Origin of the sequence: Oscillatoria sp. CS-180 (genome assembly GCF_028330965.1) — a bacterium.
Lineage (GTDB): Bacteria > Cyanobacteriota > Cyanobacteriia > Phormidesmidales > Phormidesmidaceae > Halomicronema.
In genome coordinates, this window is sequence record NZ_JAQMUB010000052.1 from 25,238 (window position 1) to 49,974 (window position 24,737).

The following is a 24,737-nucleotide window of genomic DNA, read 5'->3' on the forward strand; positions in this document are numbered from 1 at the left end:
TTTTAGTGGGCACTGCCAGTCCTACGCCTCCTGTTAGCCATGTTCGGAGAACGAGCGTATTTGTTCTTCTGAGCGAGGCCATATATAGGCTGAGCGCTGTTTATGCCAACCTAGTTTTTCGTAAAAGCTGCTTTTCCCGGGTGCGGCTGTCAACATCGTAGTGAGAAAAGGCTTGAGGTCGTTTTCAAGTTCACCAAGAATTTGAGAGCCAATCCCATTCCTTTGATATTTGGGCAGCACAGCTAAATCCACTATCCAGCCATAGTAATAGCCGTCGTCAACTGTTCTACCGACACCAACCAATTCATCACTGATATAAGCAAAGCGTTTAAAGGAGCTTCTTTCGAATGAAAGTTTAACTTGTTCCGAAAGCCTTTCTCCCCATCCGACAGCTTTGAATATATCGGACACTTCCTTCCAGTTTATAGTTTCTATTGAAGTTGTATACCTGACGTTCATGTCAATACTTTTTAATCGCTAACAGTGCAGTTGTGCAGCGGCAGATAACCCTGCCCTCTAACCGATAACCTCTGTATCCGCCCGTACCAATGTAGTGTTAGGCAACGGCCAACTCAAAATTCTTAGGTCGATCGCATTATTTACGGAGGTCTTCCCCCCTTGTATTGCTGAAGGTGTGGCAGACTGTCTCCCCCTTGGTTGATGAAACCAGGAAAAAGCTTGGGTCGCCACACCTGTACAATCCTAGTAACTCCAACAATCGCCTGAGCTTCGAGCCCGCATTTAGTAAGGACGTGGGCAATGCCCACCCTACGTCTGCCGATGATTTTGGCGCTATTTTAAAAGCCGTGCTTGGATGTTTCGGTAGGCAAGTGCTCACCCTACTTTTGGCTGGGCTACCCTAACCTATAGACCCTTCAGGGCTGATTGATGCCTCAGCTTCAACCCCAATCAACCGCGATCGCCCCTGAGACGTTGACACTCACGGCGGAGCAGATTGCGGCGTTGGATGCACTGAATGATTTTGTGCAGAGCCAGGAAAAGCTGTACCTGCTGACGGGTTATGCCGGGACCGGAAAGACAACGCTGCTGCAAATTTTTATTGATGGGCTACGAGATCAGGGGGACGATCGCGCCATTGTGCTCAGCGCCTTTAGCAATAAAGCGACCAAAGTGTTGGCGGCGATGGCGGCTCGTTGGCAGTTGGAGATTGACGCCATGACCTGTTGCAAACTGCTGGGGTTGCGCCCGGTGGTGGATGAAGACAGCGGGAACCAAGTCTTTCAACCTGATCGCAAACAGGCCAGCCAAATTGATCGCTATCGTCTGGTGATTGTTGATGAGTGCTCGATGGTCAACGAGGAGCTATGGCGATTGCTGGTGAGCGCCGTTTCTAATCTGTACCGCAGCACGCAGATCCTGTTTGTCGGAGATCCGGCGCAGCTCCCCCCTGTCAATGAATCGGAGTCGGCCTGCTTTCGCGAAGTGCTGCAAAAGTCAGAACTCACCGAGGTCGTGCGTTACGGCGGCGCGATTGGGGTGATCGCTGAAGACATCCGGCGAAATTTGGAGCGCGATCACCTGCCGCATTTTCAAACCGATGCGAATCGCGATCGGACCGAAGGCTGCTTTGTGTTGCCGCGCCAGGCTTGGGAGCGGTTGCTGCTGAAGGCGTTTACCAGTGATGCCTATCAGATGAATCCCGACCAGGTGCGAGCACTGGCCTACACGAATCGTCGCGTCGCTCAGCTCAACCAAAAAATTCGTCGTGCCATTTATGGCGCTACGGCGCTACGGTTTGTTCCGGGGGAGCGGTTGATTGCCGTCAACACATGCCTGGACGAGGAGAACGTTATCTTACCCACCTCCGCTGAATGCGAGGTGCTAGAGGCCCGGCGCGGGCGAGAGGGCGAATGGCCTCTGTGGATTTTGCAGGTCAAAACAGAGGAAGCGGAATTTAGAACCCTGCGAGTGCTGCACGAGTCGGGCGAAAGTGAGATGAAGCTCAAGCTCGACCAGCTGGCCCGTGAAAGGCGGTGGATGGAGTTTTGGGATTTTAAGCAGCTGTTTCACGATGTCGATTACGCCTACAGCCTGACGATTCATAAAAGCCAGGGATCAACTTTTCAAGATGTTTTTGTTGATATTCCTTCGATGCGCGTGAATCAGAATGTGATTGAGCGCAACCAGCTTTGCTATGTGGCGCTCACTCGTGCCGCTCAGCGCGTCTTTCTATATCAGTAGGTGAGCTGGCCCTGATGCAGGTGCTTTATGGAACAGCGCCCACCATAGCCCCGCAATTTGAATCAGGTTGATTCATTGTAGAGAGAACCTACAGTAGGGCGATCGCGCCTTTTATGGCCTCAACATCAATGGCGGCTAGCTGCGCGTAGGCATCTTTAGCAATGGACTGACCCCGTAGGAAGCCTGTATTTGCAGCAGGACAACCGTAAGCCAGAGTTTTTTGGGAAAACCGAGCCTGTAGCTTTTCGACGTTGCGAAGTTGACGGGGCCAGTGAAACGTTTTGGCGAACCGCAGGGGCTGGAGTTGACCATCGCGATCAGGCAATAGGTGACGTCCTGTAAACAACACCCCACCCTGCTGGGCCCAATAGACGCAGGCGGAACCCGGCGAATAGCCGGAGGTCCAAAAGACCTCGCAGTCTGAACCCAGCGAATAGCTATCTCGATACGCGATAACGTTGGCGACTTCTGGAACAAGATAGGCTTCTTGCTCTTGGATAACCACATCGCACTGGAGAGCCGCTTGCAGAGATTTGGCCTCGCCGCTAGCATCGCGATGCGTAATGACCCACTGGCGCACTCCACCGTGCTCCGCAATAAATTGCAAAACTTCTGGAGTATTGGCAGGCGCATCAATCAAAAGATTGGCTGGATTACCCGTCTGATCCTTCTTTACAATGAGATAGGACGTTCCACCTAGCGTTGCCCGATTGGGGGAAAACGAGTATATACCTTCTAAGATGGAACGAGGTTGCTTGAAAGACACGGCAGGCTGTCTGACTCAGTAATAAGAATAGGGCTAACAGAGATTGACTTCTCTGAGGACGTATTCTCTTGAATAGTCATTTAGCCTAACATGCTATTCCAGCCCTGCTGGATGGACTGACAACTCCTTGGCACAATATAGGAAGGGGACGCACTATTGACTAAGTCATATCCGAAAGCTTTGATGGATTGTTTGTCAGACGCAAGCTTGCCCATTGTTAGACGAGCAGGAACGTAGGTTGTCATGCTTTTTTTATTGCTTCTGCTCAGTATCTTCACGTATTACGTCGTTAAGCGCAGCGTGGCGGGGATTACTCGCACGCCAACTTGGCTGCTGTGGCTGGTGATGATGATCCCAGCTTTTGTGCTGGCCTTTTGGAGTGCTAGCGATCGCGCCGACGAACCGTTTCCGATCGGCATCCTGTTGGGGCTATTCATTCTCTGTCCCGTGCTGTATTGGATGCTGATTCAGTGGGGCCGCATTCCCCAAAAGGCAAACGGCCAAGACTCGACTCGCAAATCAGCGGCGGCTGAAGTGTTGAAAGCGGCGGCTGAAAAAGCTGCGATCCCACCCATTGATAAAGAAGAGGAAGCGACTATCCAGCATTGCTTTCCCTGGTCCGTTTACTATCTCCAAAATATCGAATATCGCCCTCAAGCTCTGATCTGTAAGGGGCAGCTCCGGGCCTCTCCAACCGTTGCGTATGAGACGGTACGAGAGAACATAGAGGCCAACTTTGGCAAGCGGTTTCTAGTGATCTTCCAGGAAGGGCTGAATGGCAAACCCTTCTTCGCGTTAGTGCCCAACCCTGAGCGCAAGAAGGCTGACAAACCACCCCGTCCTGACAAACTGACTCGCCCTGGTTTAGCGATCGGACTTTTCGTTGCCACACTCTTCACCACAACTGCCGTAGGCGCGTTCATCAACGGCGTTACTGAAGAAGCCCTTCAGGGCGATCCGAATCTGTTTTTTAGGGGCTTGCCCTATGCGATTTCGCTGCTGATCATCTTGGGTATTCACGAGCTGGGACATTATTTGACGGCACGGCGCTACAAGATGAAGGCTACGCTGCCCTATTTCATCCCTATTCCTTTCTTTCTGGGTACCTTTGGCGCATTCATTCAGTTGCGATCGCCCGTCCCCAATCGTCGTGCTCTGTTTGATATCGGCATTGCCGGACCGATGTCGGGTTTAGTCGTTGCTTTGCCACTGTTGATTTGGGGACTGGCAAATTCTGACGTTGTCACCATGCCTGAAAATGCCAGTCTTTTGAATTTTGAAGCTCTCGACCCAGGAGCCTCGATTGCCCTTGCCCTTTTGAGCAAGTTAGCTCTAGGGAGTCAGCTGACTATAGACAGCGCTATTCATCTCCATCCGGTGGCGGTGTCAGGCTGCTTAGGACTGGTGGTCACGGCTTTGAACTTGATGCCTGTGGGTCAGCTAGACGGGGGTCACATCGTTCATGCGATGTATGGTCAGCGCAACGGCGCGATTATCGGCCAAGTCTGTCGCTTTCTAGTTTTAGGACTTACGTTTGTCCACGGAGAATTGCTGATTTGGGCGATTCTGCTGTTCTTTATTCCCGCCATTGACGAACCTGCTCTCAACGACGTGAGTGAATTGGACGATAAACGGGATCTTTGGGGACTCGTTGCACTAACGATTCTTGTCCTAATTGTGTTGCCCACCCCTGGACCGCTAAAGGCGCTTTTGTTCTAGGATGGATCCTTATCAGGCGTTTTTTGTAGGTTTGTGTTCCCAGTTGTGGTGTTATGACTCAAGAGATTACGCGCTGGCTAACCGAAATTCGCACATTACAGCAACAACTTGCAGACACCCGACAAGAACGGGATCAGGCTTATCAAAGTGCGGCTAATTGGCGTCAGCTCTATGATGCTGAGGCTAAGCAACGGCGCGAAGAGGCAAAAATCTCACAGGACAATATTTCGACCTTAAAGACTGAGTTGTCTGCGCTCAAGGCAGGTTACAAAGAGGCTGTCCCAGCGATATTCAAAGAACAGAGCGACGTTACAGACATTCAGACCGTTGAAGGACTCAGAGCTGAATTGATCAAGGCCCTGCAAACCTGCGATCGCCTACAAAAGGCTCTGGACAGCGAGAAAGCTGATCATGCCGAAACTCGTAAGATACTAACCTCAGCCCTGGGCGAAACCATCGACGCCTACAATCCCCAGTGACGAGGAAGCATTCAGGCGGCAGATCACTCTGGGGTCTACCGCCTGAATTCCCAACTCAAGTCTCCTAAACCTAACCGCCTAAAACTCAAGGGAGCCTAAGATATCGGCAAGATCTTCCAGGGGTTCCAGCACGTCGTGAATACGATTGTAGGTTTCGACTAAGCGATCGCCCCTTACCACAATTTCAGGGCTGGGGTAAACCTGCATCACCTCTAGCAGCGTAAATTCGCGATCGTCGCTGGAAGCGCCAATGAGTGCAGAACGCAAAGCCAGCTTTCCCGCTTCTCCAGAAGCTGGATGAATGGTTTCACTAACCTGGTCCAGCATCCACTCGCCGGGAGGAGAATTCAGCGCGTAGTCCAATGCAATGGGGCTCAATGGAATCGGTTGCTGCAAGGTAGACCGCAGAACGTCCGGCTCTTGCCCAGCCATCGTCAGTAGGTCCCCTAAATCATCAGAGGTTTCACCTGTTTCCACCAGCTGCTCCAGATCAGCAACGGGGACATCCATCGACAAAAACCCATAGGTAAGAACGACGGTTTCAGCCGCGATCGCGTTACCCGTGTTTGCTAACCAACCAACGGCCAAACATCCAACAACGGACAAGCATCCTTTAAGACCCATTTTCACGACTTTTCTCCTGACAAGATTAAGTTGCTGATAATGCCAACAACGATTCCAAAAACCAGTAGTGCGCCGCCTCGAAACAACCAGCGTCTCCAAACAGTAGACGATACAGCAGTGCTAGGTGTTTCCGTTGATTCTGCAATCTCGACCGATTCAGACTGCTCAGCCTCAGGTGGCACCGTTTCAGCGCCCTCCCCAACGGGAGCGGATGACTCGTCAGACTCTGCGATCGCGGGTGCGTCAGCCTCTGCTGTCGCTGTCGCGTTCGCTCTCCCGGCTACAGTAACCTCATAGCGAAGCTCGAAAGGACTAAACTCTGTTGTCCCCTGAGGTGCTCCTGACAGCACCAACTCATACGCACCCACATCAGGAAAGGTGACCTTAGCACCAGGAATATTGGTCAACCCCTCCGCTGATACTGGCGTCAGGTCAGGGGATTCAACCACAGTCTGATCAGAATCATAAAGAGTGAGACGGCACTCGCAATCCGCCAAAGGAATTAGGGTTCCTCCTGCTTTGGTAAGCGCAAACCAGACATCCGTTGGGGTACCTGCCAGAGGGATATCGTTTGGCTCAATGTGCAAAGTCGCACCCACATCGTCCTGAATTTGCACTTCATGAGCCAGCAGTGGAGTCGTCACTGTGGTAACTCCTGCCAAAATTCCAGCCGTCAATAGAGTGCGATAACTCATTAGAGGATTCATTCCGGTTTGGGACATTCTTTGGATCGGCTCAGAACGCTTTGAGGGCGTTCATATCGCCGTCGCCAGTTCCATAGGATTCAGCTCTTACCCCAAAGCATCTAGGTGCATAGGCCTGAATGACTAAAGCGACAATCACCCGCCACATCACTGATCTAAGGGCAAACCCGTCATTGCTCTGCCATGACAGTGCAGATGATGACAGTGCATAGTAAAAGCTTAGCGTTATTGCTTCAAAAGCTGAGGCGATCAAGATTGCTTTGGTTTTGCCGGAGTATAGAATCGCTCAAGTCTCAGAAGTTTCCAGACATAGGGCGATCGCACGGCCAGAACTAGCCCCATGAAGCCGGTCAACAGCATCGTGTAAATCAACGGGCGTCCGCTCCATTGCAGGCTGCCCAAGTAGGTCGAGCCAGCTAGTATGCAGTGAATGCCACCGAACAACAGAGCTGGAACGCTGAGCAGATGAAGCGATCGCCAACTTTTGCCCAGTTGTCGTTGAGCCAGATCAGTGCTGGTAAGAGTCAAGGGCAACATCAGCGCCAGTCCAATAACCCCCGCTACGATGCCCCACTGGTGCTGCGGCAGCATGAAACGAGCCGCCGCCAAATTCCAATTCCAGCTGTGCTCCAGCATGTGCAGCATATGGGCCGTCGCTAGGACAAATGCGCCGACGCCCAACAAGCGACGGCATTTGAGCGGATAAGCCCACAGCTTGCTTAAAGGACGAGCGATGAGAGCCAGTCCTAGGAACAAGATGGAGAAATGACCGGCATAGTCCACCATCAGGTCGCCTGTTCTCATCAGCGTCAATAGACCGATGAGAAGCGTGATCCAGCCACCCATTTGAAACAGCTGACTGGTGCGATCGCGGCTTAGCCAAGCGCTATAGGTTCCCAACCCAATCATGGTGGGCAGAGTGCCTAAACCAAAAGCGAACAGAGTTACAGCTCCCGCCAGGGGCGTACTAGTGGCTGCGGCTTTAATTTGTGCCGTGTACAGGAATCCGCAGGGGATTAAGCCCCAGGCCAGGCCTAAGAAGAGTGGAGTCCACCACTTCTGAGACTGTGAGGTTTGACTCATCGCCTGCTGCAAGCGGTTGTGGAGCGCACCTTGGAGGGGATGCAGCAAGGGCAATTTGGGCAGCAAATGAGGGGCAACTTGTCGCAAGCCCAAAAGAATGAGGAGACCTCCCGTCAAGAGAGCAATACCGCGTCTGAAGACGCTACCCACTCCAGCCACTTGTCCCCCGGCGACCAGCACTGAACCTAACCCTCCGATCGCGGCTCCAACCAGCACATAGCTAGTCAAACGACCCAGATTGAGAACCAGATGGAAAGCGAACTGCTGCATTCGAGAGGGTTGGCTGTCTTGTCCTTGAGATTCTGAACGAGAGGCCAGCGAAAAAGCCACTGTAATGGGGCCACACATCCCGACACAGTGACCAAAGCTTCCCAAGAAGCCGAGTGCGGCGATAAGTCCCAGTTCCAGCACGATCGCCTACCCTCCCAAGGTGAGAAACTGTTCTAGATCATCGGCAAGGCTGGGCGGCCAACGTCGAATGGTGCGGACCCAGTCCATATCCTGATAGCGCTTATCTAAACCTGAAACTGCAACCCATTGACTCTCGGCTTCACCTCGTTTTTCCGTAGCCCAAAGCCCAGCTGTCAGCGCTGCTCGGGCATCGGCAAAGTTAGGATACTTGCGAACCACAGACCGTAAGACCTGAATCGCTTTTGAGCTGTCTCCGACTTCATACAGTGCGAGGCCGTAGTTGACCCGAGCCAGGGCAAAGTTAGGGTCTACATCCGCTGCTTTCTGATAATCGGCGATCGCGGCCTCCCAATCGCCTAAGCCAGCTTCGGCATTACCTCGATTATTCAAGGCTCCTGCTTCATCAGGGTCTAATGCCAAAACTCGGTTGTAGTCTGCGATCGCGGCATCCCAGTCCCCTTTGACCTCATAGGCAGCACCACGATTGAGGTAGGGATCCACTTCCTCGGGCGCTAGGGCGATCGCCTGAGTGTAATCAGAGATAGCGTCATCCAGATGGTATTGACTCACTCTCACTAGCCCTCGATTGCTCCAGATCGCAGCTTCATTGGGCAGATACTCCAAAAGCTGAGTCCAAAAGCGCTCAGCCTCCTCATAATCGCCGGATTGACTAGCGATAAAAGCCTTCTCCCGCAGCGTCGCGATAGTCTGAATCTCGGATTGGGTGTAGGGGACAGGCTCAGCGGCGATCCCAGGCCCTATCCATCCCATGACCAGGCACAAACACAAGCAGATACTCCACAGCAATCTCATAACTATCTTCGGGGGATTCAGTAGGACATCCGCAAACTTTAGCGGTCTTCTACAGCCTACCGATTTGGCTGTCAAGATTCATAGCAACACCCCAAAAATGTCGATTGATAGGAACTATAGCGGCATGCACTTACATCAAGCACACCTTATTCCCTGCTCCCTTAAGACACTGAGATGGACTTGACCAAGCTGCACAGCTATAAATCTTTCCTTTACCATCCATTGCCTCACTGCAACCCTGTAAATTGATCTCAAGTTGCGCAACTCCTATTAGCGTTAGCGCAGTATCATCGAGTGGCAAAAGCGCTAGATGTAGATCATTGCATGTCAGACTATCAGCCGTCTCTCTTGTCGAACCAAGACCTGAAAGCTGCCGAGGTTTCCTGGGCCTATAACCGTCCCGATGAACACCCTGGGCTGACCGCCAGCGAACTGACGACTTGGAAACGCACGATCTTTCACTTCCAGCAAACCATTTGTCAAACTCCTGCTGCCGCTCAGGGGAGCCTGTTTATAGCTGATCAGGCGTCTCCAGTTGAACACATTGATCCCTTCTCGCTGCCCCAGCGCAATGCTGAATTTTGGCGCGATCGGTTCGAGGATACTGGCAATGCTGCTCTCTACTTTGTCGTCGATCACGAAGCCAGCATCCTGCTCTACGTGGGTGAAACGGTCAAAGCCAACCAGCGATGGAAAGGGACTCATGATTGCAAGCGCTACATTCTGAACTACGTCTCGGCCCACCGCACCCACGAGTTACCCGTTCAGGTCAATATTGGCTTTTGGCCCTATGCGCCTGAAGCCCGCAAATCGCGACAGGCATTAGAATCTGAGTTGATTCGTCAATGGCGATCGCCCTTCAATAAAGAAAATTGGCGCAGGTGGGCTACCCCCTTTGTCGGCGAATGCGGCTCTTAGGAATGAATGAATTTTAAGTTCTCAGTTTTGAGTTTTGAATGATTGAGTCATCGGCAAATCCAAAGCTCAAAGTTGATACTTAAATAAGTTCCCGTTCCTTAGGGCGCGTCATTAGTTAAAGACAGGCTGCTTTCGGTACAGAACCATCCCAGATAATTTCTGGGGATGAGAAACTTTTTTGAATAAGGTTTTCCTTGGAAAACCTTATTCAAAATTCAAATGGGACTGTGTCCTTTATCCGAAATCGTTAGACTGGGTCCGTCGTTTGGCATGAACACTCCGCATGTGTTTCTTGACGGTGTTGATTGTGATGTAGAGCTTCTTGGCAATTTGACTGTAGGTACAGCCGTCTTGATAGAGCAACCAGACTTCTCGCTCTCGCGGCGTTAGTCCCCAATCCTGAACTTCGTCGAGGATGATGTCTTGCACCATGTGCTGGCGGTCTTCCAGGACTATCGAGAGGCAGGGCTTGTCGAAGCCTTCCAACTTGAGCCAGCGGCTACGGATGCGGAGGGCGATCGCCCCTTTTGTGAAAATGTCAAACTCAATTGCCCAGTTCTGATTGGGAAACTGATTGCGGCACTGCTGCAAAACCTGAAATATCAGCGAGATTTCCTGCGGCATAGAGGATGAGTCAACAGTATCTTCTGCCAGCTTCTCAAGCTGATCTCTCAGACTTTCAGTCGCATAAATGACGTCGCCCTCTTCTGTGATAATGAGGACGCTACCAATATGATTTTCAAGAGATAAGCCTTCCATCTGCAAAATTTGAGATTGAGTTAACGATCTGGATTGAACGGGTGAGGTCAACAGAGATTTTGAACTCACGGGGGACATGGCTCCCTGGCAAAGAGATAGTGTGCTCATCATGATTCACTTAAAAAATAACGTTCAATCGCAGCAGCTTCAGCCTGTGCGATTGAGGCTAGGCAGAGAAAAATCTTCAAGAAAATGATTTTGAAGTCTCCATCTGAAACTTCAAAAAATCAGGTTTGATTCCAGAAAATTACCAGTTCTTCTTCATATAAATCTCCCGTGGCTTGGAAGAATTCTGCATACCAGAACGCCTGTGTTGGAAGAAAAAAGAAAAAATTAGATCCTAAAGAGATGAAGTTCAGGTATTAGATGACTTGAACAAATAGAGTTGAAAATAACTTTACTGAAAACTGCAAGCCGATTTGCACTTTTCTGCCTACAAATATTCAAAATATTTGATAAGCCAATTACTTGCCGTTATACAAAAGTAAATGTACAGAGATAGAAGCCGTCTTTTACGCAGTACGATTTTTGGGATGATCGGCTTTAAGGGTGTAAGATCATTTCCCTAATTTCCAGATTTTGGACTAAAGCATTGTTCCTTGCATTCGCCCCCTAAACCCCCAACTTTGAGGAACTTCGACCTCAGCCCCCAAAGTTTGAAGGGTCAGGGGGGCCAAAGCAGTTAGCGCAAATTCAACTGCAAGATCTAAATAATCTGGGTCTACAGACCAGGACTCTAGGAAAGAATTTACTGCTAGTTAAGGTGTCATTAGCGCAGCGTAATGCACCACTTAACCAAGACAGATAAGCTTTCCCAGGGTTTTGAATGGTAAGCCTAATTCTGCCGTAGTGTACTAGCAAGTCAGTAACAAAGCATTTTGATTCCCAGCAACATGCGGTAATCTTGGGAAGCATTAATTGACTAATCGATGCTTAAGAGTACTAGGATATCTGCTGATATGTTTAGTATCCAAGGCATCCGTTAAATCACAATCAACTAAATTAGCTACACCTATGGCGCTCGTTGTTCAAAAGTTTGGGGGCACATCCGTTGGGTCTGTAGAGCGAATTCAAGCTGTCGCCCAACGAGTTATGCAGACCGTTGCGGCTGGTAATCAAGTCGCTGTCGTCGTTTCAGCGATGGGTAAAACCACCGATGGCTTAGTTAAGCTGGCCAATCAAATTTCGGAAACGCCTAGTCGGCGCGAAATGGATATGCTGCTATCCACTGGGGAACAGGTCTCCATTGCGCTGCTAAGCATGGCGCTTCAGGCTGCAGGACAAGACGCCCTTTCTCTGACCGGTGCCCAGGTAGGAATTGTGACTGAGGCGGACCATACCCGCGCTCGTATCCTCAATATTCGTACTGAGCGCATTCAACGTCATCTAAACGATGGCAAGGTGGTAGTGGTTGCAGGTTTTCAGGGCATTAGCCAGCGGATCGATATTGATTTTGAAATCACAACGTTGGGACGAGGTGGATCAGATACCTCAGCTGTGGCCTTGGCAGCGGCTCTGGGAGCTGACAAATGTGAAATTTACACGGATGTCCCCGGCATTCTGACCACGGATCCGCGCTTAGTTCCGGAGGCGCACCTGATTAAGGCCATTACTTGTGATGAGATGTTGGAACTGGCTAGTTTGGGGGCTAAGGTTCTGCATCCCCGTGCCGTAGAAATTGCCCGCAATTACGGCATTCCCTTGGTCGTTCGCTCTAGCTGGGTGGCAGATCCGGGAACCCATGTAGTAGCACCGTCTCGTCAGCCGAAATCGTTAGAGGGCTTGGAACTGGTCCATCCGGTCGATGCGATTGAATTTGATCTGGACCAGGCCAAGGTCGCACTCTTGCGGATTCCCGATCGCCCCGGCATTGCCGCTCGTTTGTTTGGAGAACTTGCTGACCAGGATTTGAATGTAGACCTGGTTATTCAGTCTATCCATGAGGGCAACACGAATGACATTGCTTTCACAGTCCTGGAAGCGAACTTTGCCAAAGCCGAAGCGGTTGCCGCTGCGATCGCTCCTGTCCTCAGAGGCGACACAGCTGACTCGTCTCAAGCAGAGGTTTTTGTCGATAGGCAGGTCGCCAAAATTAGTATCGCCGGGGCCGGCATGATTGGACGTCCAGGCGTAGCAGCCCAGATGTTCTCAACCTTGGCAGAGGCCGCTGTCAATATTCAGATGATTTCCACATCTGAAGTGAAGGTGAGCTGCACCATCGATAGTAGCGATTGCGATCGCGCCATCAGTGCGCTCTGTAATGCTTTTCAAGTAACTTGCTCTCCCTTGCGAGATGCCAGCCAAAAGTCTCTAAGTCCTGTTCCAGAAGTTCGTGGGGCAGCTTTGGATCAGAAGCAGGCTCAAATCGCTATTCGGCATGTTCCTGATAGACCCGGTATGGCTGCTCGTATTTTTGCTTTATTAGCAAAAGCAGGCATCAGCGTTGACATGATTATCCAATCGCAGCGCTGTCGCATGATTGGGACTGTGGCAACCCGGGATATTGCCTTTACTGTGGCTCAAGCGGAGGCGGCTCAGGCAAAAGCAACCGTTGCCGGAATTGCGGATGAAATGGGATGCGGTGACATTGTGGTGAATGATGCGATCGCCAAGGTCAGCGTCGTCGGGATTGGCATGATCAACACTCCAGGGGTAGCTGCCCGTATGTTTGAAGCCTTAGCACAGCAGCGGATCAACATTCAGATGATTGCCACCTCGGAAATCAAGATCAGTTGCTTGGTGGCTGAAGATGATGGCGTTCGCGCTCTCAAAGCGGTTCATGATGCATTCAAGCTGTATGGCACTGAGAAGGTGGTCGTACCGGCTTAAGCGGATGTGTTGCGCGTAGGGGCGATCGCACTGCTCACAACAATGGCAGCCGGAAAACTTTTTGAAGGGTTGGCGGCAATTGTCATAATAGTGTGATACTGTAGATAACCGCGATTGAGTTCACATTCAATCCTTTAGGGTCGCTAGCTCAGCGGTAGAGCACTCGGCTTTTAACCGATTGGTCCTGGGTTCGAATCCCAGGCGACCCATTTTTGAAGAGCCAGTGACAGCCACCCTGAGCAACGTCGGTTCAGGTTTAAGCAAAACTGTGGTTTTTCTTCCTGCCATCACAATTCACCGTCTCCTGCAGGGGCATATCAGGCTTGACCATTCCGCTGTTTCAGGACTAAAGATGCCAAGACGGAAAGCGTGGTCACTTAAGCGTCCTTGAATCGCGATCGAAAGTCCACAATCACGAATCAGCATGAGTCGTTTGCTCTCGACTCTCGACTTGACAAATTCAGGTGTTTCGACAATTATCGAAATATGGAAGCTGAACAATCCACTGAACAATCTATCGCAGTCATTGCTGCCGCTTTTGCCGCGTTGGGACAGCCCTCCCGACTTAAGATTGTGCGGCTGTTACTGTCAGCCTATCCCAAAGGTTTGCCTGCGGGAGATATCCAAAAAGAACTCGGTATCGCGGCCCCGACGCTTTCTCATCATCTCGATAAGTTACGTCAGGTGGGCATTGTTGCTGCCATAAAAGAGCGTCAGTGGATCTGGTACAGCGTCCGTTCAGAGTCCTTGAAGCACCTCATCGACTTTTTATACGAGGAATGTTGTACCCGTAATCAGGTAATCAATTTAGACAATATGGATTTTGCTGAAACGGATAATAGCGACGACAATCCTGAATGCTGTCGCTAACGCGCCAAAAAAATTTAGCCTTTATTTCGATAATTGCAGAAATACCAAAGGAATGACTCATGGCTACCTTTAAAACTCACGTTGCCTTACGAGTAACGGATCTGGATCGTTCCATTGCTTTTTACCGAGCGATGTTTGATGCTCAGCCCGTCAAGCACAAAACGGATTACGCCAAATTTGATCTAGAGAATCCAGGACTAAATCTAACGTTGAATGTAAGCAACGATATTAATCATCACGGTTCGTTGTCTCATCTGGGGGTTCAGGTTGATAGCTCACAGGCGGTTAGGGACGCAATTGCTCGCTTCGAGACCGCAGGACTTGCGACATTTGAAGAGCAGAATACCGACTGCTGCTATGCCCTACAAGACAAAGTCTGGGTGACCGATCCGGATGGTAATCGCTGGGAAATCTTTGTTGTTAAGTTAGCGGACACAACGCCAGAAGACAATCTTTCAGGAGTCGGTGCGGCAGTGCAATCGAAAAGCGCCTGCTGCGGTTGATTTCTGGATTGGAGCGATCCGCCTCAATCCGTTTTAGGGAAACAGGTTTAGGGACACAGGCGACGCATTTAGCGAGTCTTACGTTAAGGCAACCCGAAGTGCGATCGCCCAAAATACTTCAGAGGCTTTCAGGAAACACCTCTGGAGAAAACATCTTCCAGAGTGCCCGATGGTAGGGCTGATAGTATTTGATTTGCTCCGGCTCAACGCACTGGATAAAGGCTTTCTCCATCAAGCTGATCATCTGTCGCACTAATTCCCAGTTCACGTTAAAGGTGGGATAGAGCATGACACAGAGGGGAAACAACTCCTGTGCGATCGCTGAAATATTTCTTTCCAACACCGATGTCCAAAGGTAAATTTGAAACATCTCGACATCACGAACACTGGAAATACGAACAGGCTCACTATCAAGCCGACCGCTATAGCAGGTGTAATTGGGATAGAGCTGATTGACCCGCTGCACAATTGAATGAGCGATCGTAGTGCAATTGGGCAAGAGAGCCTGCACCGTTCTCAGTCGTGGATTGTCATAAGTATAGTTACCAGCAGCCTCATAAGCTCGTTGCAGAGGCATATAGAGGTGATCGTCGATCACTTTGAAGTATTGTTGAAGCGTTGTCGTTTCTGACTCCGGAGCATTTTTCAATAAAAGCTGACCACAGTAGTGAAACTGCATACTGACAAAGCCGATAACTCTGGGATCTACAGCAGTATACTGCCGACGAATATCACCAATATTTTTTGACACCAATACTGAAAAACGTCCTGGTGTCACGTAATTTGAATAAGCCGTAATCGTTTTTTCAAAGATTTGATGAATATCCTTTGAAATCTTCCAAGGGTCGATTAAATCTTGGTCAATATCGTGTCTTTCCATCTCATCTTTCAGAAGAGATTCTGTTTTATTCCAAGCTTGAGCACTGACCGATCGCAGCTTAGAGGTTAAGCACTGAACAACATCATCCTTACAAGATCGCTCATCTCGCTTGGTTAAGGTTTCGTTCCTCGCAGCTACTTTCCCAACATACTTTTTTGCCCATACTTCAGACAAAGAAGGTACGAGAGCTTCAACAGAAACCTCTGTATCTGAATCTAAAAACGACTGGTAGACCACGGTAAACTCACTAATTTTGTTTCAGTAAATCAGCTTTTACAAAGCCGGCAGCGAAAATCCATTTGAATTTAAAGATCAAGCCAGAAGTTACACAGAGGACATGCGATAACGCTATCTCTGGACATGACAGGTTTTCAGGAAATTGATTTCAGTAGCAACCAACGTATTATTTGGAAGATACTTTAATAAAATTTAGTATACCGTATGTGATAAGGCTGTGCATACTGAATGGTCTCCCTTAAGACAAGCGATCGCAGACCGCTTGAAGGCCAGATAGATCAGCGTCTAGGCTCGACCTCCCTTCATATTGAAATGGATTATCTAAATCGCGAATCAGTCTTAAGAGGTAGGCGAATGCGGTAAAGAGTAGAGAGGATACTACCAGATTTTGTATAAACGATATCGTTTCAACAAGTAATAAAGTGACTGTTGCACCTAGCAAGAAGAACTCTAAGAGAGCATAAGCAGGCTTTAGGAAATCAGTATCTCGAATCCGGCGAATTTGGTAAACCAGCAGGCGAATCTTGGACTGTTCGCTCTGTATTCGACTGATAACGGGAACATCTCTAACTTCTAAGATGCCAGTCAATTGGCAAGTAAGCCGTTCTAATGAATGATCGATTGATTCGATGGGCTGACCGTCTTGTAGCCAGGCCAAAATAGCCTGAGCGATCGCTCTCAACTCTTTTCTCAAAGGTTCAGGCGCATAGTCAGGATACCTATTGGCAACAAGAAGATTGGCGTCTTCGATCGCTTCAATAGCCGTGGCAAGCTCGATAGGCATATCTGCACTAGACGAGTAATCTCGTAAAGTGCCACTGAGCATAAACGCAATTACGAATGAAGCCGCTGCGAATAAAGTTCCAGTCAGAGGATCAAACGTCCAAATGTCCCACCCCAGCCAATGAATCAAAAGCTTTATGAGACTGAATGAAGCCGTTAAAGGAAAAATGGTCAATAATAACTGCCACTTCTTCACAGTATTTTCAAATTAACAGCCAATAGTTCGCCAACTAGCATCGCTACGCGGAATTCAAAATCTAGAATACTCTGCGAGAAGAGCAAAGCTCTACAAAACTAAGGCAGACAAGCTTCCACAGTGGTTTGAATAGTGAGCATATTTCTGCCGTAGTGTACTAGTGCGCTTAACTTTAATAATAAATTCAATAATGCGTTAGCGGTAATAATAGAGCGGCAGCAGCACCCAGAACGTTTTTTCAGGGTTTTCCTCATATCTAAAAGCAAAGATGTTTAGAGCTACTTCGATATCAGCATTACCAAATTATTGCTGTTATCTATTGCATTGCTCCCCATCAAACATTAAGAGGAAAAGTGAAAAACAGATTGAATGCTGCTGCCGTTGATGAAACCGAATCAGATGCTAAATCGATATTCAACCTCCTACTTAACGTGACTGTATTTTTGACTTCGGACTCGGAGCTAACTGCTCCTTAATGACTAATATAAAACGGTTTTTGGCCTCCTGAAGTGGCTGAAACCAAAGTTTATGCTTCGGTTAAGGGATGTCTTTGTTATGTTGAGTTGTATGTGGAACTACTCGCTTACTTGAATAAAGCTCTGGGCAAGTAATTTTTGGAGGTTTTCGGCCCAATCAAGCAACGGGTGTCGTGCTTAGGCTGCTGACCTTCGTAAGTAAAAACTCTGGCTCTAGGGGCAATGTCAGACAATCGTCAATCCCAACAAGGCTGGTTTGAGAGTTTTGGCGAGTGTTCAAAAGAGCGAGAATCTTGACCTTAGACGTTACTAAAGACTTCCGTAGTGCGCTGACCAATCGTCTCCCATCAATACTGCTCAAGTTCATATCGATTATGACGATGGTTGGTTGTAATAGAGCAACTTGCTCAACGACTCGGGATCCTTCAATCATCCAAATCACCTGATAATCGGCTGCTGTGAGCAGATCACAGACGACTCCAGCTATCTCTTCCTGCTCCTCGACCAACACAATCCGCCCTACTGCAGGGGCTGTTGTGTCGGGAACATCATCAGGGCTGAGCTGAGTGTTTTGCAAGGAGGGAGAAGGGTTCAACCGTTGAACAGGCACACGTACCGTGAAGACAGATCCAACACCAACGCGAGAATTGACCGAAATGGTCCCGCCGTGAAGTTCAACCAGTTGCTTCGTTAGAGCTAGTCCCAAGCCAGTGCCGGAATACTGCCGCTGGCGACTGGTCTCAAGCTGCTGAAATTTTTCAAAGAGTTGGGGGATTTGCCGTTCTGAAATGCCAATCCCTGTATCTTCCACTTGGAAAACCGCCGTTTGCCCATCTCGTTGCACCCGTAAATTAATGGTGCCGCCATCACGGGTGAATTTAATGGCGTTGCTCAGCAGGTTATCAAGAATCTGCTGAACTCGACGCGGGTCTCCTGTAAATGTCTCCTGCTCTCGGGAGAGCGCGGTTTCAAGATTTAATTCAATTTTGTGATCGCGAGCTGACTGGCGAAAGGGTTCCAATGCCTGTCGAGCCAAGGTAATCAGCGAAAACGTCCGGACCTCCAAAATGCTGCGGCCTGACTCAATCTTTGACATCTCTAAAATGTCATTAATAACAGCTAATAAGCGCTCACCGCTATCATGAATCGTTTGAAGGTAGGTGCGCTGACGCGAATTGAGCTCCCCAAAAGACCAGCGCAGTAGAGTGGCTGACATACCAATAATGCAGGTCAGTGGTGTTCGCAATTCATGGCTCATCGTGGCTAAAAACTCACTTTTCGCCAGATTTGCCGACTGTGCCGCTACCAAAGCATCTCGCAACGCTTGGGTGCGGTTAACGACACACGCTTCTAAGGAATGGGTCTGTTCCTGAAGCTGAGTGTAGAGGTCTGCTTGTAGTACCGCGATCGCAATGTGGTCGGCGATGTACTGAAGCAGCGTCATCTCACGAGGTTTCCAATATCGAGGTGACTGACACTGATGGGCAATCAGCAATCCCCATAGCTCCCCCTGCAATAAAATCGGTGCAATGATTTGGGCCTGGACCTGTACGCTTTGCAGAAATTCCAACAGGCAAGGGGTATCACGATAGTATTCCTGCACGTTGTTAACGGCAATGGGAGTAGCTTTCGAGTATTTCTGACGACATTTTGTGTACTCGTTAAAGCAACTTTTTTCTTCGGAATTCATTACAGACTGAATCTGTTGAGATGCCAAAGATTCGTAGACGATATCTCCTTGCTTAGCGCTGTCTGGTCGAGAAGACCGAAGCGATTGCAAGTCTAGTGGCAATGACGCCGTTGACTGGAACTGATAGATCACCAGCCGATCCGCTGATATGAACTGCCGTGCCTCCTCCACAGTTGTAGACAGAACGGAGTGCAGATCTAGGCTATGACGGATTTTCGTAATCACCTGGTTTAACAGCAGGCTTTGCTCAAGCTGTTGATCTAGCGCTTCCCGAAACGTTTCATCGGAAGTCGCAGTAGGCGTGGACTCACGCGATACGGATTGTGTGGGTGAATCTTCTGCCGACAGCAAATCCGGCATCAGCGCCATGAATAATTCAGAACACGAATCGTCTGAGCGATCGCTCAACTGTTGGCGGCCATAGTTGAGTTGCTTGCGAACCTCATCGGCAACTTCGGCAGTCAAAAGACTGTCAATAATCCGCTTGAGTTTGTGAGGATGAATCATCAACCCAGAAGACACCGTTGAGTTGTGGTGGTTGAGGGTCGATTCAACTAGCTTTCCAACCAGTAGGCCCTGCGTTGTCGGGGTCACCAACAAAGCCAGCTCTTGCCAGCCCTGTCCCTGATCCCAGCCATTGGGTAAGTCGGCCTCGGTCACCCAGACTGCCTCTGGATGACTAGCACCGTTGGAGAGTGATCGCCGCAGCGCTTCATAAGCCCTGTATGGCAAAAGCCGGTTGGCAAGAGCTGAACTGTCTAGCAATTGAGTCATGACCTCACAAAGTCAGGAAGATAATTCCTTAACTCAGCACTTACTGAGGTTGAGGGAAAAAAAGACTTAAAGTAATTGGAATTCAGTGAATCCGTCCAGCGAGCGGCTAGTCTACGAATACTGTCCAACGCATTGTCAATACTGAACCAAGGCATTCCGGTAAGAAGTCCGGCACACTGCATCCCTCCTTGAATCTGACGACGATCCGTTCGCCAATACCTGTATCCCGCTGCAAACGCACAAACAAACATGGAAGATATGGTAGCTTTCGATGAACTATAGGCTTCACAGACACTAGAGTTCTTTCAGATTTGGTCGTCGCTCTACAACTTTCATTCTTATGCATCGATTGGCTGCAACCACTGGAGGCTGGACACCTGACACGGATGGTGTCATTTTTGTCGAACAGACGCCCGCTTCAATTATCTTCATGACTGCCGCTGACACGGATATTCAGTGTCTGTCACAAATTATTTTTCAGCAGCCAGAGAGTATGCCGAAACTCAGGGTCGTCAACCTGTTACAGCTACAGCAGCAGTTGGCTATTGATACCTATGCCGATACCGTTTTGGTCCATGCCAGCGTCATTGTTTTGCGGCTGTTGGGTGGACGGGCTTATTGGTCTTATGGGCTAGAAGTGACAAAAGCTGTTGCCGAGGCTCAAGGGATAGCTTTAATTGTCTTGCCAGGAGACGATCGCCCCGATCCTGACTTGATGGGCCATTCAACTGTACCGCTACGAGTTGCCAATACACTCTGGCGTTATCTGACCGAGGGGGGAATTGACAACATTCGTCATGGCCTGATGGAGATTTGCGATCGCTACCTCCAAACCCAATTTTCTCCACCAGGTCCTCAGCCTTTACCCAGAGTGGGACTTGATGCACGTTGGAACGTCTCTTCGCATCTTGAGAACAAGTCCACTGATTTACCACGGGTGGGCATCTTGTTCTATCGCGCCCATGCGCTAGCCGGTAACACCGCGCCTATCAAAGCGCTCTGTGTAGCTCTTGAGGAGCGGGGACTAATGCCCGTTCCCATATACGTCTCTTCATTGCAGGACGAAGAGGTGCAGGCTGAATTGGTTTCGCTATTGAAAGCCCAAGGTGAATCAGGGGTCCGCCTACTGCTCAACACGACAAGTTTTTCCGTTGCCAAACTTAATTCCACCCAACCCTGTCTTGACCTCTGGCAACAGCTGAATGTGCCTGTCCTGCAAGTCATCCTCAGTGGCGGCACCCAGGACAACTGGCAACAGAATTCGATGGGCCTGAGTCCGCGAGATATTGCGATGAATGTGGCCCTGCCAGAGGTCGATGGTCGCATCATTACACGAGCCGTTTCTTTCAAGACCGTGACGGCTCGCAATGAGCAAATAGAAGCCGATGTTGTGACGTATGCCCCAGTGCGCGATCGCGTTGAGTGGGTTGCCGATTTGGCTGCCAATTGGATCACGCTGCAACAGACGCCTACCGCACACCGGCGGGTAGCTCTGGTGCTGGCAAACTATCCCAATCGAGATGGACGTCTTGCCAATGGGGTTGGCTTAGACACTCCCCAAAGCTGTATCGAACTCTTGAAAGCTCTCCAGACGAACGGTTATTCAGTTCCAGGCATTCCTGCGACTGGAGAAGACCTGATCGACCAACTGACGCAGACTGTGACGAACGATCTTGAAAGTCAGGGAATGCGCCAGGTTCGACAGTCATTGAGCATGGCGGATTATCAAGCCTTCTATAAAACTCTACCGCTGACCGTTCAGCAGGAAGTACAAGCGCGATGGGGGACACCTGAGGAGGAGCGATCACGCCAACCCATGAGCCAATCTAGGCTGGCCGATTCCTGGCCGATTGCCGGATTCTCATTAGGCAATATCTTTGTTGGCATTCAGCCCAGTCGAGGTTATGACCAGGATCCCTCGCTGAACTACCACGCGCCGGATCTGGAGCCAACCCATGCTTATTTGGCTTTCTATGGGTGGCTGCGACATCGTTTTCAAGCTCACGCCATCATCCACATGGGCAAGCACGGCAATCTGGAATGGCTGCCAGGAAAGGGTATTGGTCTCTCTCAAGACTGTTATCCTGAGGCGGTTTTTGGGCCGATTCCTCACCTGTATCCATTCATCGTCAACGATCCGGGGGAGGGTGCCCAAGCAAAACGCCGTGCTCAAGCCGTCATCGTCGATCATCTGACGCCACCCCTCACACGAGCAGAACTGTATGGTCCCTTACAGCGACTAGAAGGACTGGTCGATGAATATTACGAGGCTCAGAGTTTGGATCCAACGCGATTAGCACCCATTCGCGATCGCATCCTCACCCTGCTTCAAGAAACCCAACTTCTGACCGATCTAACGCTTGAGAATGACGCTTCTGAACCCTCACCGACAGACGAAACCTTTGCAAATCTATTACCCACAGTAGACGGTTACTTATGCGAGTTGAAGGAAGCGCAGATCCGAGACGGTTTGCATATCTTTGGGCAGTGTCCTCAGGGTCGGCAGCTTAGAGATTTGATGGTCGCGATCGCTCGGCATCCATCTTCAAAACGGCTAGGACTGACGCGGGCGATCGCTCAGGATTGGCAACTCAACATTGATCCTCTGACCGATGATTTAGGTCAGCAGTGGACTTTGACTGAACAACGGCCAGCGATCGCAAAGGCGGGTGACTTGTATCGCTGCCGTACGGTGGGGGACGTCGTTGAGGTGCTTGAAAATCAGGCTGCAAGCTGGGTCGAAACGACCCTCCAAGATCAGCCCTTTGTGCCCGCGTTGACGTCAGCTGATTATCCCGCCACTCTCCAAGAATTGAGTTGGATCCGAGAGTACTTGCTGCCGACACTGCGTCAAACGCCTCAAGAAATTCAGGCGGTGTTGGCTGGATTGAACGGACAGTACGTGCCCAGTGGTCCCGCTGGCGCTCCCACCCGCAACCGCCCAGACGTTTTACCTACCGGACGCAACTTTTACTCCGTAGATATTCGCGCCATTCCCACAGAGAGCGCTTGGGATGTCGGACGTCAGGCGGCTGAGCTTTTGGTCGAGCGATATACCCAAGACAACGGTGACTATCCTCAGGCGATCGGTCTCTCGGTTTGGGGCACGTCAACCATGCGGACGGGCGGTGATGACTTAGCAGAAGCCCTAGCGCTGCTCGGGGTACGTCCAGTTTGGGATGGTCCTTCTCGTCGGGTAGTTGATTTTGAAGTCTTGCCGATTTCTGTGCTGGGTCGTCCCCGGGTGGATGTTACGCTGCGAGTTTCAGGCTTCTTCCGGGATGCCTTTCCTAACCTGATCGACTTGTTTGATCAGGCGGTGACCGCAGTCTCCCAACTCTTAGAAGCGCCGGAGGACAATCCCCTCGCGGCAAAAGTGGCTAGCGAGATACAGCATTGGCAAATGCAAGGCTTGGAGCCTGAGCAGGCAGCTGAGCGATCGCGCTACCGTGTCTTTGGTTCAAAACCGGGTGCGTATGGAGCTGGGCTACAGGGATTAATTGAGGCTCAGAATTGGACCGATGATCGGGATTTAGCTCAGGCTTACATCAACTGGAGCAGCTACGCCTACGGACGTCAGGCCCAGGGACGATCTGCTCCTGAGGCATTCGAGGCGCGCTTACAAACGCTACAAGTCGTGCTGCATAACCAGGACAACCGCGAACACGATCTGCTCGATTCGGATGACTACTATCAGTTTCAAGGGGGTCTGACGGCAGCTGTCCGCAAGGTTTCAGGGCGATCGCCTCAGGTCTATTTTGGCGATCATTCAGTGATTGAGAATCCTAAAGTGCGATCGCTCCAACAAGAAATCGCTCGCGTCTATCGTTCTCGTGTGGTCAATCCCAAATGGATTACAGGGGTTAAACGCCACGGCTATAAGGGAGCTTTTGAAATGGCTGCGACTGTAGACTATCTCTTTGCCTATGACGCGACGACTCAATGTGTGGCGGATTACATGTATGAAGGTGTCGCAGCAGCCTATTTACTCAACGAAGCAACTCGTCAATTTGTCCAACGAAGCAATCCTTGGGCGTTACGAGATATGGCAGAACGCCTCTTAGAAGCTCACCAACGCCAGTTCTGGCAGCGGGCATCGACTGATACGTTGAACATTTTGAGAGAAATTGTCCATGCGGCTGAAGCAGACATCGAGTCTCGTCAGGATTCCACCATAGGATAGAGCACAGGAAGTTGCTACTCTTCTTTTGGCTGCTAGAATAGCGGGGATCGCCTTTCACACATCGTTTGGAGTCAATCTTATGGAGCCTGTGCCCATAGATGTGGTTCAGCAGGTAGCAGCCTACTTCGGCATCCTAAGCGAACCCATGCGCCTTAAGATTTTGAATCTGCTACGGGATGGCGAAAAGTGCGTTCAGGATCTAGTCGAAGCGACTGCGACCAGTCAAGCTAATGTCTCAAAGCATTTAAAGGTGATGATGCAGGCGGGAATGCTGTCTCGTCGAGCTGAAGGAACCGCCGCCTACTATAGCGTGACGGATGACTTGACCTATGAGTTGTGTACCTTGGTATGCGATCGCCTCGCCACCCGAATTGAACAGCAAGCCCAGAGCTTCCGCTCCTTCAGCCTCGCCTCATCCCACATCAACGGACATGGCAAAGGCTAGAAGCTTGAGAACGCTAAAAGGATATTTGGAAATACGGAGACTCAAAGACAGGTAGGGTGGGCAGTGCCCACCTCACACTACGCCTAGGAATTAATAGACCGTTTGCATAAGCCCTGCTGAAGATGTGTATATCGCATAAACTGTGCCGTTCATCTCTTGACGCTATGAAAAAGCGCAATAAGAAGTTCAATCCCAAACGCAAAATACGCAAAATAGACAAGTGTAATTTTGACAATCTCTTAGCGCTTTCAAAGCAAGTTCAGTATGGCGGCAATCCTGAACACAAAAAAACCCGGGTGATTTCAATCTGATACCTCCTAGCGGCTTGAGACCCGGTAAATCTCTTTGTGATTCTGTCGGCATCTTCACTCAGCGTGAAGCTTTAGGGTTGCT

General features: G+C 50.0%; 19 protein-coding genes and 1 tRNA gene. 10 read left to right on the top strand and 10 right to left on the bottom strand.

All coding sequences use genetic code 11. From position 1 onward, the window contains the following. Positions 1-33: 33 nt before the first annotated feature. Positions 34-459, bottom strand: coding sequence for a GNAT family N-acetyltransferase (locus tag PN498_RS12515; RefSeq protein WP_272063138.1), 426 nt, complete (start codon positions 457-459; stop codon positions 34-36). Between the two features lie 429 nt (positions 460-888). On the opposite strand from PN498_RS12515, the gene PN498_RS12520 reads away from it, so the two are divergent. Then, positions 889-2,202 carry an ATP-dependent DNA helicase gene (locus PN498_RS12520; RefSeq protein ID WP_272063139.1) on the top strand — a complete coding sequence of 438 codons (1,314 nt, stop codon included), beginning with the start codon at positions 889-891 and terminating at the stop codon, positions 2,200-2,202. An 88-nt stretch (positions 2,203-2,290) separates the two neighbouring features. Here PN498_RS12520 and PN498_RS12525 read toward each other — a convergent pair whose 3' ends face one another. Beyond that, on the bottom strand, positions 2,291-2,968 hold the full coding sequence (locus PN498_RS12525; RefSeq protein ID WP_272063140.1) for an MBL fold metallo-hydrolase: 678 nt from the start codon (positions 2,966-2,968) through the stop codon (positions 2,291-2,293). 243 nt (positions 2,969-3,211) lie between these two features. Between PN498_RS12525 and PN498_RS12530 the strand changes: the two genes are divergently transcribed. Continuing rightward, positions 3,212-4,687, top strand: coding sequence for a site-2 protease family protein (locus PN498_RS12530; RefSeq protein WP_272063141.1), 1,476 nt, complete (start codon positions 3,212-3,214; stop codon positions 4,685-4,687). Between the two features lie 53 nt (positions 4,688-4,740). After that, positions 4,741-5,166, top strand: a complete 426-nt coding sequence (locus PN498_RS12535) for a hypothetical protein (protein WP_272063142.1) — start codon at positions 4,741-4,743, stop codon at positions 5,164-5,166. A 78-nt stretch (positions 5,167-5,244) separates the two neighbouring features. Here the strand turns inward: PN498_RS12535 and PN498_RS12540 are convergent, their stop codons facing one another. From PN498_RS12540 to PN498_RS12555, 4 genes are all read right to left on the bottom strand, one after another. Continuing rightward, positions 5,245-5,790, bottom strand: coding sequence for an alpha/beta hydrolase (locus PN498_RS12540; RefSeq protein WP_272063250.1), 546 nt, complete (start codon positions 5,788-5,790; stop codon positions 5,245-5,247). 2 nt (positions 5,791-5,792) lie between these two features. Next, positions 5,793-6,512: a hypothetical protein gene (locus tag PN498_RS12545; protein ID WP_272063143.1), complete on the bottom strand. Its 720-nt coding sequence runs from the start codon at positions 6,510-6,512 to the stop codon at positions 5,793-5,795. A gap of 231 nt (positions 6,513-6,743) precedes the next feature. Beyond that, positions 6,744-7,988, bottom strand: coding sequence for an urease accessory protein UreH domain-containing protein (locus PN498_RS12550; RefSeq protein WP_272063144.1), 1,245 nt, complete (start codon positions 7,986-7,988; stop codon positions 6,744-6,746). Between the two features lie 6 nt (positions 7,989-7,994). Further along, positions 7,995-8,759 carry a tetratricopeptide repeat protein gene (locus PN498_RS12555; RefSeq protein ID WP_272063145.1) on the bottom strand — a complete coding sequence of 255 codons (765 nt, stop codon included), beginning with the start codon at positions 8,757-8,759 and terminating at the stop codon, positions 7,995-7,997. Between the two features lie 366 nt (positions 8,760-9,125). Between PN498_RS12555 and PN498_RS12560 the strand changes: the two genes are divergently transcribed. Next, entirely contained in the window at positions 9,126-9,719 is a 594-nt protein-coding gene (locus PN498_RS12560; RefSeq protein ID WP_272063146.1) for a GIY-YIG nuclease family protein, read from the top strand. Positions 9,720-9,953: 234 nt separating this feature from the next. Here the strand turns inward: PN498_RS12560 and PN498_RS12565 are convergent, their stop codons facing one another. Next, positions 9,954-10,547, bottom strand: a complete 594-nt coding sequence (locus tag PN498_RS12565; RefSeq protein WP_272063147.1) for a helix-turn-helix transcriptional regulator — start codon at positions 10,545-10,547, stop codon at positions 9,954-9,956. Positions 10,548-11,492: 945 nt separating this feature from the next. On the opposite strand from PN498_RS12565, the gene PN498_RS12570 reads away from it, so the two are divergent. The 4 genes from PN498_RS12570 to PN498_RS12585 all read left to right on the top strand — a co-directional run bounded on the left by PN498_RS12570 (position 11,493) and on the right by PN498_RS12585 (position 14,680). Next, positions 11,493-13,307, top strand: coding sequence for an aspartate kinase (locus PN498_RS12570; RefSeq protein ID WP_272063148.1), 1,815 nt, complete (start codon positions 11,493-11,495; stop codon positions 13,305-13,307). A 137-nt stretch (positions 13,308-13,444) separates the two neighbouring features. Next, a tRNA-Lys gene (locus tag PN498_RS12575) sits at positions 13,445-13,516 on the top strand. A gap of 277 nt (positions 13,517-13,793) precedes the next feature. After that, positions 13,794-14,177: an ArsR/SmtB family transcription factor gene (locus PN498_RS12580; RefSeq protein ID WP_272063149.1), complete on the top strand. Its 384-nt coding sequence runs from the start codon at positions 13,794-13,796 to the stop codon at positions 14,175-14,177. Between the two features lie 59 nt (positions 14,178-14,236). Continuing rightward, entirely contained in the window at positions 14,237-14,680 is a 444-nt protein-coding gene (locus tag PN498_RS12585; protein ID WP_272063150.1) for an ArsI/CadI family heavy metal resistance metalloenzyme, read from the top strand. A gap of 118 nt (positions 14,681-14,798) precedes the next feature. On the opposite strand, the gene PN498_RS12590 is transcribed toward PN498_RS12585, so the two are convergent. The 3 genes from PN498_RS12590 to PN498_RS12600 all read right to left on the bottom strand — a co-directional run bounded on the left by PN498_RS12590 (position 14,799) and on the right by PN498_RS12600 (position 19,716). Further along, positions 14,799-15,797 (bottom strand): hypothetical protein, encoded by a 999-nt coding sequence (locus PN498_RS12590; RefSeq protein WP_272063151.1) that lies wholly within the window; start codon positions 15,795-15,797, stop codon positions 14,799-14,801. 238 nt (positions 15,798-16,035) lie between these two features. Further along, positions 16,036-16,710: a hypothetical protein gene (locus PN498_RS12595; RefSeq protein WP_272063152.1), complete on the bottom strand. Its 675-nt coding sequence runs from the start codon at positions 16,708-16,710 to the stop codon at positions 16,036-16,038. Between the two features lie 699 nt (positions 16,711-17,409). After that, a complete protein-coding gene (locus PN498_RS12600; RefSeq protein ID WP_272063153.1) occupies positions 17,410-19,716 on the bottom strand; it encodes a hybrid sensor histidine kinase/response regulator in 2,307 nt (768 codons plus the stop codon). 340 nt (positions 19,717-20,056) lie between these two features. On the opposite strand from PN498_RS12600, the gene cobN reads away from it, so the two are divergent. Both cobN and PN498_RS12610 read left to right on the top strand, forming a co-directional pair. Further along, positions 20,057-23,899: a cobaltochelatase subunit CobN gene (cobN, locus tag PN498_RS12605; protein ID WP_272063154.1), complete on the top strand. Its 3,843-nt coding sequence runs from the start codon at positions 20,057-20,059 to the stop codon at positions 23,897-23,899. Between the two features lie 79 nt (positions 23,900-23,978). Beyond that, positions 23,979-24,344, top strand: coding sequence for an ArsR/SmtB family transcription factor (locus PN498_RS12610; protein WP_272063155.1), 366 nt, complete (start codon positions 23,979-23,981; stop codon positions 24,342-24,344). Positions 24,345-24,737: the final 393 nt, after the last annotated feature.

Excerpts from the sequence above, each read along its gene's own strand:
- PN498_RS12515 (WP_272063138.1), bottom strand. The coding sequence starts at position 459 with ATGAACGTCAGGTATACAACTTCAATAGAAACTATAAACTGGAAGGAA.
- PN498_RS12520 (WP_272063139.1), top strand. The coding sequence starts at position 889 with ATGCCTCAGCTTCAACCCCAATCAACCGCGATCGCCCCTGAGACGTTG.
- PN498_RS12530 (WP_272063141.1), top strand. The coding sequence starts at position 3,212 with ATGCTTTTTTTATTGCTTCTGCTCAGTATCTTCACGTATTACGTCGTT.
- PN498_RS12535 (WP_272063142.1), top strand. The coding sequence starts at position 4,741 with ATGACTCAAGAGATTACGCGCTGGCTAACCGAAATTCGCACATTACAG.
- PN498_RS12540 (WP_272063250.1), bottom strand. The coding sequence starts at position 5,790 with ATGGGTCTTAAAGGATGCTTGTCCGTTGTTGGATGTTTGGCCGTTGGT.
- PN498_RS12545 (WP_272063143.1), bottom strand. The coding sequence starts at position 6,512 with ATGTCCCAAACCGGAATGAATCCTCTAATGAGTTATCGCACTCTATTG.
- PN498_RS12555 (WP_272063145.1), bottom strand. The coding sequence starts at position 8,759 with ATGGGATGGATAGGGCCTGGGATCGCCGCTGAGCCTGTCCCCTACACC.
- PN498_RS12560 (WP_272063146.1), top strand. The coding sequence starts at position 9,126 with ATGTCAGACTATCAGCCGTCTCTCTTGTCGAACCAAGACCTGAAAGCT.
- PN498_RS12570 (WP_272063148.1), top strand. The coding sequence starts at position 11,493 with ATGGCGCTCGTTGTTCAAAAGTTTGGGGGCACATCCGTTGGGTCTGTA.
- PN498_RS12580 (WP_272063149.1), top strand. The coding sequence starts at position 13,794 with ATGGAAGCTGAACAATCCACTGAACAATCTATCGCAGTCATTGCTGCC.
- PN498_RS12585 (WP_272063150.1), top strand. The coding sequence starts at position 14,237 with ATGGCTACCTTTAAAACTCACGTTGCCTTACGAGTAACGGATCTGGAT.
- PN498_RS12600 (WP_272063153.1), bottom strand. The coding sequence starts at position 19,716 with ATGACTCAATTGCTAGACAGTTCAGCTCTTGCCAACCGGCTTTTGCCA.
- cobN (WP_272063154.1), top strand. The coding sequence starts at position 20,057 with ATGCATCGATTGGCTGCAACCACTGGAGGCTGGACACCTGACACGGAT.
- PN498_RS12610 (WP_272063155.1), top strand. The coding sequence starts at position 23,979 with ATGGAGCCTGTGCCCATAGATGTGGTTCAGCAGGTAGCAGCCTACTTC.